At 72.1% G+C, this 16442-nt stretch carries 13 protein-coding genes; 7 read left to right on the plus strand and 6 right to left on the minus strand.

Annotated elements, in window-relative coordinates; translation table 11 throughout:
- Positions 1-39: 39 nt before the first annotated feature.
- A complete protein-coding gene (locus AB0F52_RS12985; RefSeq protein WP_360168868.1) occupies positions 40-747 on the minus strand; it encodes an MBL fold metallo-hydrolase in 708 nt (235 codons plus the stop codon).
- A gap of 303 nt (positions 748-1050) precedes the next feature.
- Complete coding sequence (locus AB0F52_RS12990; RefSeq protein WP_004560682.1) at positions 1051-1752, minus strand: IclR family transcriptional regulator; 702 nt, start codon at positions 1750-1752, stop codon at positions 1051-1053.
- 143 nt (positions 1753-1895) lie between these two features.
- On the opposite strand from AB0F52_RS12990, the gene leuC reads away from it, so the two are divergent.
- From leuC to AB0F52_RS13010, 4 genes are all read left to right on the plus strand, one after another.
- On the plus strand, positions 1896-3329 hold the full coding sequence (gene leuC / locus AB0F52_RS12995) for a 3-isopropylmalate dehydratase large subunit (RefSeq protein ID WP_360168872.1): 1434 nt from the start codon (positions 1896-1898) through the stop codon (positions 3327-3329).
- A gap of 20 nt (positions 3330-3349) precedes the next feature.
- Positions 3350-3952: a 3-isopropylmalate dehydratase small subunit gene (leuD, locus tag AB0F52_RS13000; RefSeq protein WP_360168875.1), complete on the plus strand. Its 603-nt coding sequence runs from the start codon at positions 3350-3352 to the stop codon at positions 3950-3952.
- A 220-nt stretch (positions 3953-4172) separates the two neighbouring features.
- Positions 4173-4985 (plus strand): HU family DNA-binding protein, encoded by an 813-nt coding sequence (locus AB0F52_RS13005; protein WP_360168878.1) that lies wholly within the window; start codon positions 4173-4175, stop codon positions 4983-4985.
- Between the two features lie 689 nt (positions 4986-5674).
- Positions 5675-8539 (plus strand): BTAD domain-containing putative transcriptional regulator, encoded by a 2865-nt coding sequence (locus tag AB0F52_RS13010; RefSeq protein ID WP_360168881.1) that lies wholly within the window; start codon positions 5675-5677, stop codon positions 8537-8539.
- Between the two features lie 213 nt (positions 8540-8752).
- Here AB0F52_RS13010 and AB0F52_RS13015 read toward each other — a convergent pair whose 3' ends face one another.
- Genes AB0F52_RS13015 through cofC form a run of 3 tightly spaced genes read right to left on the minus strand, consistent with a single transcriptional unit; the run spans position 8753 to position 12772 of the window.
- Positions 8753-9706 (minus strand): NUDIX hydrolase, encoded by a 954-nt coding sequence (locus AB0F52_RS13015; protein WP_360168884.1) that lies wholly within the window; start codon positions 9704-9706, stop codon positions 8753-8755.
- Positions 9703-12084: an RNA degradosome polyphosphate kinase gene (locus AB0F52_RS13020; RefSeq protein WP_360168887.1), complete on the minus strand. Its 2382-nt coding sequence runs from the start codon at positions 12082-12084 to the stop codon at positions 9703-9705. Before AB0F52_RS13020 ends, AB0F52_RS13015 begins: the two co-directional genes overlap by 4 nt.
- 55 nt (positions 12085-12139) lie before the next feature.
- Positions 12140-12772, minus strand: a complete 633-nt coding sequence (gene cofC, locus AB0F52_RS13025) for a 2-phospho-L-lactate guanylyltransferase (RefSeq protein WP_360168890.1) — start codon at positions 12770-12772, stop codon at positions 12140-12142.
- A gap of 271 nt (positions 12773-13043) precedes the next feature.
- Here cofC and AB0F52_RS13030 point away from each other — a divergent pair, with 271 nt between their 5' ends.
- From AB0F52_RS13030 to AB0F52_RS13040, 3 genes are all read left to right on the plus strand, one after another.
- On the plus strand, positions 13044-13763 hold the full coding sequence (locus tag AB0F52_RS13030; RefSeq protein ID WP_360168893.1) for a lysophospholipid acyltransferase family protein: 720 nt from the start codon (positions 13044-13046) through the stop codon (positions 13761-13763).
- Positions 13763-14779, plus strand: coding sequence for an NAD(P)H-dependent glycerol-3-phosphate dehydrogenase (locus AB0F52_RS13035; protein ID WP_360168896.1), 1017 nt, complete (start codon positions 13763-13765; stop codon positions 14777-14779). Before AB0F52_RS13030 ends, AB0F52_RS13035 begins: the two co-directional genes overlap by 1 nt.
- Positions 14780-14965: 186 nt before the next feature.
- A complete protein-coding gene (locus tag AB0F52_RS13040) occupies positions 14966-15445 on the plus strand; it encodes a cysteine dioxygenase family protein (RefSeq protein ID WP_360169573.1) in 480 nt (159 codons plus the stop codon).
- Between the two features lie 4 nt (positions 15446-15449).
- On the opposite strand, the gene AB0F52_RS13045 is transcribed toward AB0F52_RS13040, so the two are convergent.
- Positions 15450-16433, minus strand: a complete 984-nt coding sequence (locus AB0F52_RS13045) for an asparaginase (protein ID WP_360168899.1) — start codon at positions 16431-16433, stop codon at positions 15450-15452.
- Positions 16434-16442: the final 9 nt, after the last annotated feature.

Here is a 16442-nt window from a genome sequence, read left to right on the forward strand (position 1 = left end):
ACCGAATACGCCACTTCGCCCACGGTCACCCGAACGGCGCTACGGGCGCTTACCCCAACGCTGGTCGTCCGGTTCCTCGCCGCGTTGCAGCGCTTCGAGGTAGGCCCGGTCGACGGCGAAGCGGTCCGCGATCTCCGGCCCCTTGGCCACGGCACCGTGCCCGGGGATCAGGACGTCGACGTGCTGGACGGCTTTTTCCAGCCGGTCGAGCGCGGCCGGGTAGGCGGTCTGCTGGCCCGGGCGGCGAGGATCGAGCAGCGGGATCAGGACGTCGGAGAGCATGTCGCCGGCGATCAGGACGCCCCGGTCGGCGAGCAGGAGAGCGGCGTGCCCGAGGGCGTGCGCGTCGTGCTCGATGATTTCGCCGGGGATCGGGCCGCCGTCCGCGGGCAGCGGCGTGACGAGCGCGATCAGGTCAACGGGAATGTCCGGCGCGGTTTCCAGTGCCATGGCCCGGGCTCGTTCCCGGGCTTCGGCCGCGATGCCGGCGTTGGCGGCGGTGGCGTAGCGGGGGACGTCACCGAGGCGGGGGTGCCAGAGCAGGTGGTCGAAGTGCGGGTGGGTGGAGAACCCGGCGACGACGGGACTCCCGAGCCGGTCCAGGTCGTCGGCGAGTTCGTCGAATTCGGCACCGTGGATGCCGGGGTCGACGACGATCAGCCCGTCGTCCGTTTCGACGACGGTGGTGTTGCTCCAGACCCACGCGCTCTGCCGCACCCACACGCCGTCGGCCACCTGATTCAGCATCGGCTCACCGTGTCAGGTGTCCCTCGCGGACGCAATCACCTCGGGGCGGCGGGGTTTGCCGTGTCTGCGGGGGAGGTGAAGGTTGCCGGTTTACCGGATATTCGGCTTTGGGGCGTCCGGGTTTCGGGCTCTTCGGCGTGGAAGCCGCGGCTCGACCGCCGGATCCCGGGCGCGGATCCTGGGGCGCCCCCCCGAATACCAGTCTATCGGCCCCTGCCGACGAAAACCCCGGAAAAAGCGCCGCCCGGGCCGGCTGGTCCACATCACGAACAGCCTGTGGAAAAGCAGACCCGGGCAGAGAGCTCAGAGGCGTTCCTGCAACGCGTCCGCGGCGGCAAGGAGATCCGCCGCCCAGCGCGCTCCCGGCTTGCGGCCGATCCGCTCGATCGGTCCCGACACCGACACCGCGGCCACGACCGTGCCCGCCGAATCCCGCACCGGCGCCGAAATGCTCGCCACGCCCGGCTCTCGTTCCGCCACGCTCTGCGCCCACCCGCGCCGCCGGACCTCCAGCAGCGTGCGCTCTCCGAAGACCGCGTCGGCCAGGATGGTGCGCTGCGTGTGCGGGTCCGCCCAAGCCGCGAGCACCTTCGCGCCCGATCCCGCCGTCATCGGCAGGCGCGAACCCACCGGCACCGTGTCGCGCAGGCCACTCGGCGGCTCGGCGGTCGAGACGCACACGCGCTGGACGCCGTCGCGCCGGTACAGCTGGACGCTCTCGCCGGTGACATCGCGCAGTTTCGGCAGCACCACGCCCGCGGCGTCGAGCAGCGGGTCCGTCGAACCGCCCGCGAGCTCGGCCAGTGCCGTACCGGGGCGCCAGCGCCCGTCCGGACCGCGGCGCAGCAGCCGGTGCACTTCCAGGCCGACCGCGAGCCGGTGCGCGGTGGCCCGGGGAAGGCCGGTCCGCGTGCACAGTTCCGCGAGGCCGCAGGGGTCGTCCGCGACCGCCTGCAGGACGGCCACTGCTTTGTCCAGTACTCCGATACCGCTATGCTGTCCCACGACCCGATACTAGCGTCCCGCACTTTGGGAAGTCCAGCATCTGGGAAAACCCTGAACTCGAGCTGCGCCCTCCTTCGCGGCTCGCACCCCGGTTCCGCAGGTGCGCGCCCGAGTTCGACGACGAACCGTGGAAGGAGCCGGAGATGACCAGCCCGACCGGCAAGGCCCGCACGCTGGCGGAGAAGGTGTGGGAAAGCCACCTCGTGCGCCGAGGCGAAGGCGCCGAACCGGACCTGCTCTACATCGACCTCCACCTGCTGCACGAAGTCACCAGCCCCCAGGCCTTCGACGGCCTCCGGCTGGCCGGGCGGCCGCTGCGCCGCCCCGACCTGACCATCGCGACCGAGGACCACAACGTCCCGACCGTCGACATCGAGCTCCCCATCGCCGATCCGGTCTCGCGCACCCAGGTCGACACCCTTCGCCGCAACTGCAAGGAGTTCGGTGTCCGGCTGCACCCGATGGGTGACGCCGAGCAGGGCATCGTGCACGTCATCGGCCCGCAGCTCGGCCTGACCCAGCCCGGCATGACCGTCGTCTGCGGCGACAGCCACACCTCGACGCACGGTGCGTTCGGCGCCATCGCCTTCGGCATCGGCACGTCCGAGGTCGAGCACGTCATGGCCACCCAGACGCTGCCGCTGCGGCCGTTCAAGACGATGGCGATCACCGTCGACGGGGAGTTGCGGCCCGGCGTCACGGCGAAGGACATCATCCTCGCGGTGATCGCGAAGATCGGCACCGGCGGCGGCCAGGGCTACATCCTGGAGTACCGCGGCCAGGCCATCGAGGCACTCTCGATGGAGGCGCGGATGACCGTCTGCAACATGTCGATCGAGGCCGGCGCCCGAGCCGGGATGATCGCCCCGGACGAGACCACGTTCGCCTACCTGAAGGGCCGTCCGCACGCCCCGCAGGGCGCGGACTGGGACGCGGCGGTCGAGAACTGGCGGCAGCTGCGCACCGACGACGGCGCCGAGTTCGACGCCGAGGTGCACCTCGACGCGAGTGCGCTGACGCCGTTCGTGACCTGGGGCACCAACCCCGGCCAGGGTCTCCCGCTGGGCGCCGAGGTGCCCGACCCGGAGCAGATCCCGGACGAGAACGACCGCATCGCCGCTGAAAAAGCCCTGTCCTACATGGACCTGAAGCCGGGCACGCCGCTGCGCGAGATCGCCGTCGACACCGTCTTCCTCGGCTCCTGCACCAACGGCCGGATCGAGGACCTGCGGGCCGCGGCCGAGGTGCTGCGTGGTCGGAAAGTGGCGGACTCGGTCCGGATGCTGGTGGTTCCCGGCTCGATGCGGGTCCGCAAGGCGGCCGAGGAGGAGGGCCTCGACCAGGTCTTCACCGAGGCCGGCGCCGAGTGGCGCCAGGCCGGCTGCTCGATGTGCCTGGGCATGAACCCGGACCAGCTGAAGCCGGGAGAGCGCAGCGCGTCGACGTCGAACCGCAACTTCGAGGGCCGGCAGGGCAAGGGCGGCCGGACGCACCTGGTCTCGCCGCTGGTGGCCGCCGCCACGGCCGTCCGGGGCACGCTGTCGTCGCCGGAAGACCTGCTGACCGCCGCCCGCTGACAACCGAGGAGCTACCGAACATGGAACCGTTCACCCAGCACACCGGCGTCGGCGTCCCGCTGCGCCGGTCCAACGTGGACACCGACCAGATCATCCCGGCGGTCTACCTCAAGCGGGTGACCCGGACGGGGTTCGAGGACGGCCTGTTCGCCGCCTGGCGCGGCGACGAGAACTTCATCCTCAACCAGGAGCCGTTCAGGAACGGAAGCGTGCTCGTCGCGGGGCCGGACTTCGGAACCGGTTCCTCCCGCGAGCACGCCGTCTGGGCGCTGATGGACTACGGCTTCAAGGTCGTCATCTCCGCCCGGTTCGCCGACATCTTCCGCGGCAACTCCGGCAAGGGTGGCCTGGTGGCCGCCCAGTGCGAGCAGCACGACGTCGAACTGCTCTGGAAGCTGCTCGAAAACGAGCCCGGCACCGAGGTCACGGTCGACCTCGAAACCAAGACCGTGCGGGCCAAGGACTTCACCGCGCCCTTCCAGATCGACGACTACGTCCGCTGGCGGCTGCTGGAAGGTCTCGACGACATCGCGCTGACGTTGCGCCATGCCGGTGAGATCGACAGCTTCGAGGAAAGCCGCCCGTCCTGGAAGCCGGCGACGACGCCGGTGGCCGCGGGCTAGTCCGGTCGCGGGGTGGGATCGCTTGCGTGACAAGGGATCCCGCCCCTTTTCGGGCTACTGCGCCCGGCCCTCCAGAAGCTCTTGACCGGCCCTCGCCGTGCGGCGGAACCCTTCCCGGGGCAGGGGAAAGTTCCGCGCGCCGGTTGGATTTGCGCTGCCTGGGTAATACCGTGTCGCTAGCCGGCCGACGCGGCCGTGGATCCTTCCTGGAGGACTGGACATGGCCAACAAGGCCCAGCTGATCGAGGCGCTGACCGAGCGCCTGGGCGACAAGAAGGCCGCTTCCGAGGCGGTCGACGGTCTGGTCGACATCATCATCCGGACGGTCAACAAAGGCGAAAAGGTCAACATCACCGGCTTCGGGGTGTTCGAGAAGCGCGCCCGCGCAGCGCGGACGGCCCGCAACCCGCGCACCGGCGAAGCGGTGCGGGTCAAGAAGACGAACGTGCCCGCCTTCCGTGCCGGCACCACCTTCAAGGACGTCGTTTCCGGAGCGAAGAAGCTGCCGAAGGCCACCCCGGTCAAGCGCGCGACGACGGCCACCCGCGCGGCGGCCACGTCCCGCACGGCGGCGGCCCCGAAGCCGGCCACGACGCGCTCGACGACCACGCGAACCCGCGCAACGGCGGCAAAGCCGGCCACGACGAGGACGGCGGCGGCAAAGCCGGCGACCACCCGCACGAGGGCGGCGGCACCCAAGTCGACGGCGGCGAAGGCGACGACAGCGGCGAAGACCGCCGCGGCGAAGGCGACCACGGCGGCGAAGACGACGGCGGCAAAGGCGACGACAGCGGCGAAGAGCACGGCGGCGAAGGCGACCACGGCGGCGAAGACCGCGGCGAAGCCGACCGCGGCTCGCAAGACCACGGCCGCCCGGACCCCGGCGGCCAAGACCACCGCGACCCCGGCGGCCAAGACCACGACGGCCAAGACCACCGCGGCCAAGACCACCGCGGCCAAGACCACCGCGGCCAAGACTCCGGCGAGGCGGACTTCGGCGAGTCGGACTTCGGCCGCGGCGAAGAAGGACTGATCGCCCGAAACTGTCGGACCCCTGCGGTAACGTGAAATCCGGGGGACCCCCTGCGGGCGACCCCCTGCTAGACGAGCAGCTTTCCGGCAGGGCCCCGCGCGACGTGCGCGGGGCCCTGCCGCACGTCCGGACCGTTGCGGCAGAAGCGGCCAGCCCGCCTGGAACGACGGCTCGCGTACCCAGCCAGTCGGTTCAAACCTTGAGCAGTCGGCTCCCGTACCGGGACGGTCGGTTCGCGTACCGGGAGGGTCGGCTGGCGTACCGCGGGGGTCGGTTCAAACCTTGAGCAGTCGGCTCCCGTACCCGGACGGTCGGCTCGCGTACCGGGAGCGTCGGTTGGCGTACCTGGACGGTCGGCGCGCGGCTCGAGTCGCGGCGCGGGTGAACCGGCTGTCCGGCTGGGCAAACCAAGTCCCCGGGCCCGCGAACGAACTGCGGGCGCAAGCGATCCGACTGTCCGGGCCCGTGAACCGACCCTCCACGTACGCGAACCGACTGCCTGAGTACGTGAGCCGACCCTCCGGGCACGCGATCCGACTGTCCACGCCCGCGAATCGACCCTCCGGGCAAGCCAAGCCGAGCGCTCGGGAAGTCACCCGCTGCCAGCACCAGCGTCCCGAACGGACACCGCGCGTCACCCGCTCGGCCCAACCCCGGCCCCGGGACCGGTTCCGCCCAATTTCGCAAAGTTGCTTGAGCGCCCGGCCGAGTGGTGCCACGCTGCGTTCCTCGGGGCCCGCGGGTGGCGCGGGCCGGCCGTGCGCGAGGCGAACCTGGGGGCGACCACCATCGACATCCGGCTGCTCGGCCCGTTCGAAGTGCTCGTCGACGGTGCGCCGGTCGTGCTGACCAGTTCCCGTCAGCGCGCGCTGCTCGCCACGCTCGCGCTCGCCGCCGGCCGCCTTGTGTCGATCGATGCCCTCGCCCGGGGCGTGTGGGGTGAGACTCCGCCCGCGCACATCCGGGGCAGCCTGCAGACCTACGTGATGCGCCTGCGCCGGCTGTGCGGCGAAGACACCGTCGTCACCGAACCGGACGGCTACCGGCTGGTCGCCGACCCGTCCCGGGTGGACGTCCTGCGCTTCCTCCAGACCCTCGACCAGGCCGCCGCCGCGACGGAACCCGCCCGCCGCCGCGAACTGCTCACCGCCGCGCTCGACGGCTGGGGCGGCGTCCCGCTCGAGGGCGTCGGCTCTCCCGCCCTCGCCGCGGAATGGGGGCCGCTGCTGACCGAGCGGTACCTCTTCGCCGTCGAGCAGCGGATCGACCTCGACGCCGGGCTCGTCCCCGACGCGCGGCTCGTCGCCGAACTCACCGACCTCGTCGCCCAGCACCCGCTGCGGGAGTCGTTGTGGGAACGGCTGGTGCGCGCCCTCGCCCGGTCCGGGCGCCGCGCCGAAGCGCTCGCGCGGTACGCCGGGTTGCGGGCGTTGCTGGCCGACGAACTGGGCGTCGAACCAGGCGAAGACCTGCGCCGCCTGCACGCCGAACTGCTCGCCGCCGACGCCGATCCGGCCGTCCACACCGTCCCGCGGCAGCTGCCCTTCGACGTCGCGGGCTTCACCGGCCGCGGCCCTGAGCTGGCCGAACTCGACCGGCTGCCGCCCGGCGGCGCGTCCGGCATCGTCGTCATCGAAGGCACCGCCGGTGTCGGGAAGACGTCGCTGGCCGTGCACTGGTCCCACCGCGTCCGTGACCGCTTTCCCGGCGGCCAGCTGTTCCTCGACCTGCGCGGCCACTCCGCGGCCACCCCGGTCACGCCCGGCGCCGCGCTGGCCGGCTTCCTGCGCGCCCTCGGCGTCCCGGCCGAAACCCTCCCCTCCACTGTGGAGGAACGCTCGGCGCTGCTCCGCAGCAGGCTGGCCGGCAGCCGCACCCTGATGCTGCTCGACAACGCCCGCGACGCCGACCAGGTCCGTCCGCTCCTGCCCGGGCCCGGCAACCTCGTCGTGGTGACCAGCCGCAACCAGCTGCGCGGCCTCGTCGCCCGCGACGGCGCCCGCCGCATCGCCCTGCGCTCGTTCGACGACCGCGACGCGACCGCGTTGCTCGCCGGCAGCGTCGGGTCGCAGCGCCTCGCCGCCGAGCCCGGCGCCGTCGCCGAACTCGTGGAGCTCTGCGGGCGCCTGCCGCTGGCCCTGGCGCTGGCCGGGGAACGCGCTTCGCGGTTTTCCGGCGTCTCGCTCGCCGGAATCGTCGAAGAACTCCGCGACCAGCGGCTGCGGCTCGACACCCTCCGCGACCCGCAGGACGCCGGCACCGACCTCCGGGCCGCGTTCTCCTGGTCGTACAAGGCCCTGCGCCCGGCCGCGGCGCGCTTCTTCCGGCTGCTCGGCCTGCACCCGGGCCACGGTTTCAGCCTCTCCTCGGCGGCCGCGCTCGCCGGCGTCGAGCTACGCGAAGCGCGTGAACTCGCCGACCAGCTCGCCGCCGCCCACCTGCTCAACCAGCCCGGGACCGACCGCTACCAGTTCCACGACCTCTTGCGCGTCTACGCGGGCGAGCTCGTCGAAACCGAAACGACGGAGGCCGAGCGCGCGGCGGCGCTGCGCCGGCTCGTCGACTGGTACCTCGCCAGCGTCGCCGAGGCGAACAAACTGATCCGTCCCGACCTGCTCACCGAGGACATCACGCTCGAACCCCCGCCGCTGCCCGCCGTCCGCTTCGCCAAGCACGAGCAGACCATCGCCTGGTACAACACCGAACGCCAGGCCCTCACCGCGCTCGTCGGCATCGCCGCCGGTCACGGCTGGACCGCGCACGCCTGGAAACTCGCCTGGCTCCTGCGCGGGTTCTTCGCCGAGCGCCACGACCGCGACGACTGGATCACGACCGCGCGCACGGCCGTCGCGGCCACGCGCGACGCCGGCGACAGCACCGGTCTCCAGTACAGCGCCAACAACCTCGGCTCGGCCTACCTGCGCACCCTCCAGCCCGACCAGGCGCTCGAGGCGCTGGAGGAAGCGCGCGCCGCGTCCGAAAACGGCGACGGCACCGCGTTGACGGTGGCGATCCTGTCCAATCTCGCCGGCGCGTACTACGTCCGGGCCGAATACGCCGAGGCCGAACGCCACGCGCTCCAAGCCGTCCACCTCGCGCGCGACCACGGCCAGCGGACGTTCGTGCCGCACGCGCTCCTCAACGTGAGCGCCAGCCGCATCGGCCTGCGCGACTACGACCACGCCGCCGAAGCCGCCCAGGCCGCGCACGAAGCCTTCGCGGAGCTGGGCGACCGCTACCACGCGGCGCTGGCGCTGGGGAACGTCGCCGAGGCCCTCGAAGGTGCCGGCCGGCACGACGAAGCGGAGCGGGCCGGCCTCGACGCGCTCGCCGAGCTCAAGAAGCTGAACGCCGACTACGGCACGATCGACGTCCAGATCACCCTCGGCCGGCTGAAGCACCGCACGGGGCGCGCCCACGAGGCAGGCGGCCATTGGGCCGAGGCGCTGACCGTGAGCCAGCGCCTCGGCGACCCCCGTGTCACGGAGGTCCAAGCCCTGCTGGCCTTGATGCCGGCAGGAACCCCCTCGCCCGGAGATGCGCCGTACCCCTAGCCCGGCGCAGCCCAGCGGGACCCAGGACAAGTACACCAAGATCGACTGTCATGCCGCTGTCTCGTGATGACAGCGCTCTCCGGCGGGGCTTTGCGCGGTATCTCGCCGGGCTGGGGTTTCGCAGTTTTGAAGCCCGGCCGCCACCGGCTGAAGATCGCGGCCGGGTGGCACTGCGGGGCTGTCCACATTGCGGCCCCGATGTGGACCACCGGCTCAGGAGCGGCTGGGGGAGGGGGCCGGGAGGGCGCTCGGGTGGTAGTCGGCCGCCAGGAGCAGCGGGCCTTCCGAGGCCGTCGGCGGGCGGAACGACAACACCCAGAACGAGCCCTTCTTGCTCGGCACCGCTCCGCCGCGCGCTGCCGAAAGCTCCACGCCGTCGCGGTCCGCCAAGGCGCTCACCAGGTCCGGGATCACGCCGCCCTGGCTGCACACCACCGGTGTTCCGCCGTCTCCGGCCACCGCCAGGAGGCGCGCCATGCCCAGGACCGGGTCCGGCCAGTAGCCCTCTTCCGAGAACAACGGCTCGTGGCGCACTTCGCCCGCGAAGTCCTCCGCCACCCCGTGGACCGTCTGCACGCAGCGCAGCCGCGGGGCCGACAGCACCCGGTCCGGGCCGAACAACGACAGCACCCGGCGCAGCGCCGACGCTTGGCGCCGGCCCGCCTCCGACAACGGCCGGAGGTCGTCGTCGCCGGACCATTCGTCGCGCTTGCCCGCCTTGGCGTGCCGCACCAGCAACAGCGTCGTCAAGCCCACCGGCAGCTCGCAGAACGCCCGCAGCACCCGGACGTCCTCCGGCCGCGTCAGCAGCTTTTCCGCCGCCGTCGGGTCCAGCCAGCGCAGCTCGTCGACCTCGTCGTTCTCCTCGAACTCGCCGGAAACCGCTTCCGCCGCGAAGTAGTCGACCGTCTTCGGGACCGTCCCGGACCCGTGGCGCGACGGCACCGGGTACGCCGTCCGGGCCAGGTACCGGCCCAGGACCGCCGTGAACCCGGTCTCCTCCCGCACTTCCCGCACCGCGGCCTCGGCGATCGTCTCGCCCGGGTCGAGCTTCCCCTTCGGGAACGACCAGTCGTCGTACCGCGGGCGGTGCACCAGCGCGACTTCCGTCGCGCCCCCGGCGCCGCGCCACAGCACCGCGCCGGCCGCCCGTACCTCCTGGGTCATCCGGCGGCCCCGTGCAGCTTCGCCAGCTCCAGCTGGTGGTCACGCACGCGCGAACCGTCGGCCGGGAACGGCGACCACTCGCCGCTCGCGGTCAGCACCCAGCAGCGCGTCGCCGGGTCCAGCGCCGAGTCGAAGATGTTGTCGAGCTGCGCGATGAGCTTCGGGTCCTTGACGCGCACGAGCGCCTCGATCCGCCGGTCCAGGTTGCGGTGCATCATGTCCGCGCTGCCGATCCAGTGCGTCCCGCCCGCGCGGAAGTTGAAGATCCGCGAATGCTCCAGGAACCGGCCGAGGATCGACCGGACGTGGATGTTCTCCGACAGCCCTTCGACGCCGGGCTTGAGCGTGCAGATCCCGCGCACCACGATTTCGACCGGCACCCCGGCTTGGGACGCGTGGTAGAGCGCGTCGATGACCTGCTCGTCGACCAGCGAGTTGCACTTGATCCGGATCCCGGCCTGTTGCCCGGCCCTGGCCAGCTCGATCTCCTCGCCGATCGCGCGCACGATGCCGCGGCGGATGCCGTGCGGCGACGTCAGGATCGTCCGGTAGGTGTCCTGGCGCGAGTAGCCGGTCAGGACGTTGAACAGGTCGGTGACGTCCGCGCCGATGCTCGGGTCGGCGGTGAACAGGCCGATGTCCTCGTAGAGCCGCGCCGTCTTCGGGTTGTAGTTGCCGGTGCCGATGTGGCAGTAGCGGCGGATGGTCGAGCCCTCCTGCCGCACGATCATCGACACCTTGCAGTGCGTCTTCAGCCCGACCAGGCCGTACACGACGTGCACGCCCGCGCGCTCCAGCGTCCGCGCCCAGGTGATGTTCGCCTGCTCGTCGAAGCGCGCCTTGATCTCCACCAGCGCGACGACCTGCTTGCCCGCCTCGGCGGCGTCGATCAGCGCGTCGACGATCGGCGAGTCACCGGACGTCCGGTACAGCGTCTGCTTGATCGCGAGGACCTTCGAGTCGGCCGCCGCCTGCTCGATGAACCGCTGCACGCTGGTCGAGAACGAGTCGTACGGGTGGTGCACGAGCACATCACCCTCGCGCAGCGTCGCGAAGACGCTCTTCGGCGTCTCGCGCTCGCCGAACGCCGGGTGCGTCGCCGGCACGAACGGCCGGTCCTTCAGCTCCTTGCGGTCCACACCGGACAGCTGGTGCAGGCAGGTCAGGTCGAGCAGGCCGGGCACCTCGACGACGTCGGCCGGGTCGACGTCCAGCTCGCGCAGCAGCAGCTCTAGCATGTGCTCGCTCATGTCCTGCGCGACCTCGAGCCGCACCGGCGGGCCGAACCGGCGCTGCGCCAGCTCGCGTTCGAGGGCCTGCAGGAGGTCTTCGTCACGGTCCTCGTCGACCTCGAAGTCGGCGTTGCGGGTGACGCGGAAGACGTGGTGCTCGGTGACGTCCATCCCGGTGAACAGCTCGCCCAGGTGCGCCGAGATGAGCTCTTCGAGCGGCAGGAACGTCGCCGTCCGGCTGGTGCGCTCGGTCTCGACGCGCATCAGGCGCGGCACGTTGCTCGGCACCTTGACCCGGGCGAAGCGCTCGGTGCCGCCTTCCGGGTCGCGGACCGTCACCGCGAGGTTGAGCGAAAGGCCCGAGATGTAGGGGAACGGGTGCGCCGGGTCGACGGCCAGGGGCGTCAGGACCGGGAAGATCTGTTCGGAGAAGTAGCTCGACAGCCGCAGCTGGTCGGCGCCGGCCAGGTCGGCCCAGCCGACGATGTGGATGTCCTCCTCGGCCAGCTGCGGGCGCAGGTGCTTCTCGAAGGCGCCGGTCTGCCGCTCGACGAGGTCCTGGTTGCGCTTGGCGATGTAGCCGAGCTGCTCGCGCGGGGTGAGCCCGTCCGCGCTGCGCACCAGCAGGCCGGTCTCGTCGCGGCGCTTCAGGCCGGCGACGCGGACCATGTAGAACTCGTCCAGGTTGGACGCGAAGATGGCGAGGAATTTCGCCCGTTCGAGCAGCGGCTGCGACTCGTCCTCGGCCAGCGCGAGCACGCGGGCGTTGAAGTCCTGCCACGACAGCTCGCGGTTGAAGTACCGGTCGTCGGGCAGCGTCTCGACAGCGGTGGGCGCGGTGGTGACCGCGGGCGGCGCCGACGGCACGGCCTGGAACTCCTCGGGGCCGCGCGGGTTGCCCTGGGTGGAGCTGCGCCGCCGCGTCGTCGCCGGGGTGGCCGCCGGCGACGTGGACTTGCGGGTGCGTGGCTTGCCGGCGGTGGCACGGGCGGCGGTGTCGCGCGCGGTGGACTTCGACGGGACCTTCTTGGCGGCCACCGGTTTGGCGCTGGTGGTCTTCTTCGCCGTCTCCGAAGATCCGCTGGCCGGGTTCCGTCGCCTCCGCTGTGCGGGCGTGCTGCCGTCGTCTGTGCTCACGGCCCCCATTCTTCACTACGTCACGGGGAATTGCGCAGGCCGCGGTGAAGGTCAGATGAACAGCTCAGCGCGCTACCGGGCACGGATCGCCGAGGCGGGCGGCGGTGTGTTTTCCGACACCGAGGGCGCGGACGTGGGCGAGATCATCCGGGGTGTCGACGTCGCTGCGCAGGGTCGGCAGCGGCTGGGACAGGGCGATCGCCCCGGACGCGGCGTGCAGCCGCGCCGAGCCGGGCCCGAAGCGGGGATCGAGGGGCTCGCCGGGCGCGGCGAGCAGCAGGGTGGTGCCGGTGCCCTGGCGATCGGCGACGAAGGCCCGGGTGCCGGCGGCCTCGGCGATGGCGGCGGTGAGATCGACGGCGCGCAGGGCGGGCAGGTCGGCTTGGAGGGCACCGACGACGGCGGCCGGATCGTCGGCTTTGAGCAGGGCTTCGCCGTGGCGGAAGGCGGCGTTGAGGGTCTTTTCGGCGGGTTCGGCGACGATCTCGACGCCGAGTTCGCCCAGCTCGGCGACGGCTTCGGGATCGGCGGCGACGAGCAGGACGCGCCTGACCCGCGCACTCGCGGCCACGGCGGCGAGCGTGTCGGCGGCGAGCGCCAGGACCAGCCCGGGATGGCGATCCGCCTCGACGGCACCACGCAGCCGCGACTTGCCGTCGCGGGGGTGTTTCATCGGCACGACCAGATCCACGTCCACGTGTCCATCTTTACCCGAAAGCCGCGGCGGCCGGGGGTGGGTGGGGTGGGTTGTCCACAGGTGACGGGTGTTGTGGACAGGTTCGGGGTGGGTCGGGTCCGGGGATCCGAACCGCCCTCGCCGGGGCGGCCCGAGCTTGGCCAAGCCGGCCAGGCCGAGCAGCGCGAAAGCAGCCCCCGGCCTGGTGACGACCGCCGTCACCGCCGCCGAACCGACCCTCCCTGGACCGGCCGGAGCCCGGCGCGGCAGGATCAAGCCCCGGACGTGACGTGTGGAGGAGGAGATCGTGGCCCGGCGTGAGAAGGGCGGCTTCTGGGTGGGGCTCGCCGCCGTACTGTTCTACCCGCTCACCGCCATCGGGCGGCGGGTCTACGTCGGGGCCGAGAAGATCCCCCGGCAGGGGCCCGCGCTGCTCGTCATGAACCACATCTCGCACTTCGACCCCGCCGTCGATGCCGTCTTCGTGCACCGGCAGAAGCGCGTCCCGCGGTTCCTCTTCAAGGAGAGCCTGACGCGCGCGCCGATCCTCGGGCCGATCGTCTCCGGGTCCGGGCAGATCCCCGTCTCGCGGGGTTCGGCCGCCGCCGGGGACAGTCTCAAGGCCGCGCACCAAGCCCTCGAAGACGGGAAGATCGTCGTCATCTACCCCGAAGGCACCATCACCAAGGACCCGGCCGGCTGGCCGAAGGAGTCCTTCACCGGCGCCGCGCGGCTCGCGCTGCAGAACGACGTCCCCATCATCCCCGTCGCCCGGTGGGGCACCAGCCAGATCTTCAACGGCTACACGAAGAAGTTCACGCCGTTCCCGCGCAAGACGATCACCCACTTCGTCGGCGACCCGATCGACCTGTCCGCCTACCGCGGCGGCAACACGCGCAGCGCGACGAAGCTGCGCGAAGTCACCAAGGTCATGATGGACGAAGTGACCCGGCTCCTCGCCGAAATCCGGCACGAGGAACCGCCGGTGGCGAAGCCGGGGGATCCCGCCTGATGCGCGCCGACGTGCAGCGGGTCACCGTGCTCGGGGCCGGGTCGTGGGGCACCGCCTTCGCCAAGGTGCTCGGGGACGCCGGCCGGGACGTCACGATGTGGGCGCGCCGGGACCAGGTCGCCGCGGACATCCGGGAGCGGCACACCAACAGTGCCTACCTGCCCGGCGTGACCCTGCCCGGGAACATCACCGCGACCAGCGACCCGGCGGAAGCGACGAAAGGCGCCGAAGCCGTCGTCCTGGCCGTGCCCAGCCAGAGCCTGCGGGCGAACCTGACGGCGTGGCGCGACCTGCTGCCGCGGGACGCGATCCTCGTCAGCCTCGCCAAGGGCGTCGAACTCGGCACGCTCAAGCGGATGAGCGAGGTGATCGGCGAGATCGTCGGTGTCACCGCCGACGACGTCGTCGTCGTCACCGGGCCGAACCTGGCCAAGGAGATCGCCGCCGGGCAGCCGTCCGCCTCCGTGCTGGCCTGCGCCGACCACGAACGCGCCGTCGCGATCCAGCGCGCCTGCGCCAACTCCTACTTCCGCCCGTACACGAACACCGACGTCGTCGGCTGCGAGCTCGGCGGGGCCTGCAAGAACGTGATCGCGCTCAGCACCGGGATGGCCGCGGGGCTGGGGCTCGGCACCAACACGATGGCGACGCTCATCACCCGCGGCCTGGCCGAGATGGCCCGGCTCGGCGCGAAGCTGGGCGCCGACCCGCTCACCTTCGCCGGGCTCGCCGGCGTCGGCGACCTGGTCGCGACCTGCTCGTCGCCGCTTTCGCGCAACCGCACCTTCGGCGAACGACTCGGCCGTGGGGAGACGCTCGAACAGGCGCAGGCCGCGGCCGGCGGGCAGGTCGCCGAGGGCGTCATGTCGTGCTCGTCGATCCGCGCGCTGGCCCAGAGCCTGGGCGTCGACATGCCGATCACCGACGCCATGCACCGCGTCTGCCACGAGGGCGTCGACCCCCGCCAGGCCGGCGCGGAGCTGCTGGGGCGGTCCCAGAAGCACGAGTGGTCCTGATCTCCCGTCAGGTGAGACGTCTTGACCGGCCGCGATGCGGCTGGGACTCTGGTCGCATGTTCGCGCACGCCATGTCCGAGTCGTGGGGCCGCACCGGCCTCGGCTCGAGCGTGCGCGCGTGTCGCTGTTGTCGGTGAACCCCGCCCCGGCCCAGTTCGACACCCTTTTCTTCCCGTGAGGACCTTCATGTTCGCCGTTCCGGACAACACCCTGCTGCGACCCGAAAACCCCGCGCTGCGCCACCCGGTGCGCGTCGCCCTCGAGGTCGCCGCCGACCGCGACCGCTGGCGCCACCTGCTGCGCTACGACCCCGACGAGCGCTTCGCGACGCTGGTGTCGGAGGACGAGCAGCAGCAGGTGTGGCTGATGAGCTGGCTGCCCGGCCAGCGCACCGACCTGCACGACCACGCGTTCGCCAGTGGCGCGTTCACCGTGGTCAGCGGGCACCTGACCGAGGCGGTGGCGCGCCGGGCGCCGGACGGCCGCGCGGTCACCGAGCTGCACGCCCTGTCCGCGGGGCAGTCACGGGTGTTCGGGCCGGGGTACGTGCACGAGGTCCGCAACGACGGCCCGGACCCGGCGATCTCCCTCCACGTCTACCGCGATGCGGGCCGCGCGATGCGCCCGTACCACCTCGACCCCGTGGAAGGGCCGGTCCGGGACTGATTGCTCAGTCCAGGTCGCCGCGAGCCCGGAACTCCCGCTCGATCCGGGAACGGTCCGCGCCGGAGGCCAGCAACGCGTGCAGCAGGATCCGCGACTTCCGCGCGTCCAGCCAGCCCGCCATCGTCGCGCCCATCGCGATCAGGCTCGACTCCGAGCCGTGGAAGCCGTACGTCGACCGCAGCGTCGGGCCCGCCCCGGTCCGCGAAGCGACGACCACCGGCAGCGACGGCACCAGCCGCGCGATGACGTCCGCCGTGCCCGAGGAAACGTGCCCCACGCCCGCCGCGGCGATCACCACGCCGCGCACTCCCGGCTGGGAAGCCACGTGCGCCAGCACCGCTCCCGAGTCGTCGAGACCGGCTTCCACCACCGGGACCAGGCCGCCGAAGTCGGCACCCTCGAGGGCGGGCGGCCGGGACGGCGACGGGTGGAAGTAGTGCACGGCGTGCTCGACGACCATGCCCAGCGGCCCCGCCGGCGCCGACGAGAAGGCCTCGAGGTGGCTCGAATGCGCCTTCCGCACCCAGCGCGCCGCGTGGACGTCGTCGTTGAGCGTGACGAGCACGCCCCGGCCGCGGCTGCGCGGATCGGCCGCGACGGTGAGCGCGTTGCGCAGGTTCGCCGGGCCGTCCGGGCTGAACAGACCGGCGTTGCGCATCGCGCCGGTGATCACCAGCGGGACGTCCGATGGCCAGCACAGGTCCAGGAAGTACGCCGTTTCCTCGAGCGTGTCGGTGCCTTGGACGACGACGAACCCGTCGGCGTCCTGGCGCAGGCCCCATTCGCGGCACCGCAGCAGGGTCGCGAAGTCGAGCGACGCGCTGCCGATCCCGGCGAGGGTTTCCGCCAGGACGTCCATCGGCAGGTCGCCGAGCCCGCCGAGCAGCTCGGCCGCACCGAACCGCGGAACGGCGCCGCCACCGCCGTCGACCGGGGCCATCGAGATGGTGCCGCCCAGCGTGGCGACGGCGATCAGGGGACGTGCCATGCCGCCACC

Source organism: Amycolatopsis sp. NPDC024027, assembly GCF_040638975.1.
Classification (GTDB): Bacteria; Actinomycetota; Actinomycetes; order Mycobacteriales; family Pseudonocardiaceae; genus Amycolatopsis.

Bases quoted from the DNA above. Each gene is read 5' to 3' on its own strand.
- AB0F52_RS13005 (WP_360168878.1), top strand. From the start codon at position 4,173: ATGGCCAACAAGGCCCAGCTGATCGAGGCGCTGACCGAGCGCCTGGGC.
- AB0F52_RS13015 (WP_360168884.1), bottom strand. From the start codon at position 9,706: ATGACCCAGGAGGTACGGGCGGCCGGCGCGGTGCTGTGGCGCGGCGCC.
- AB0F52_RS13035 (WP_360168896.1), top strand. From the start codon at position 13,763: ATGCGCGCCGACGTGCAGCGGGTCACCGTGCTCGGGGCCGGGTCGTGG.
- AB0F52_RS13020 (WP_360168887.1), bottom strand. From the start codon at position 12,084: ATGGGGGCCGTGAGCACAGACGACGGCAGCACGCCCGCACAGCGGAGG.
- AB0F52_RS13045 (WP_360168899.1), bottom strand. From the start codon at position 16,433: ATGGCACGTCCCCTGATCGCCGTCGCCACGCTGGGCGGCACCATCTCG.
- leuD (WP_360168875.1), top strand. From the start codon at position 3,350: ATGGAACCGTTCACCCAGCACACCGGCGTCGGCGTCCCGCTGCGCCGG.
- leuC (WP_360168872.1), top strand. From the start codon at position 1,896: ATGACCAGCCCGACCGGCAAGGCCCGCACGCTGGCGGAGAAGGTGTGG.
- AB0F52_RS12985 (WP_360168868.1), bottom strand. From the start codon at position 747: ATGCTGAATCAGGTGGCCGACGGCGTGTGGGTGCGGCAGAGCGCGTGG.
- AB0F52_RS13040 (WP_360169573.1), top strand. From the start codon at position 14,966: ATGTTCGCCGTTCCGGACAACACCCTGCTGCGACCCGAAAACCCCGCG.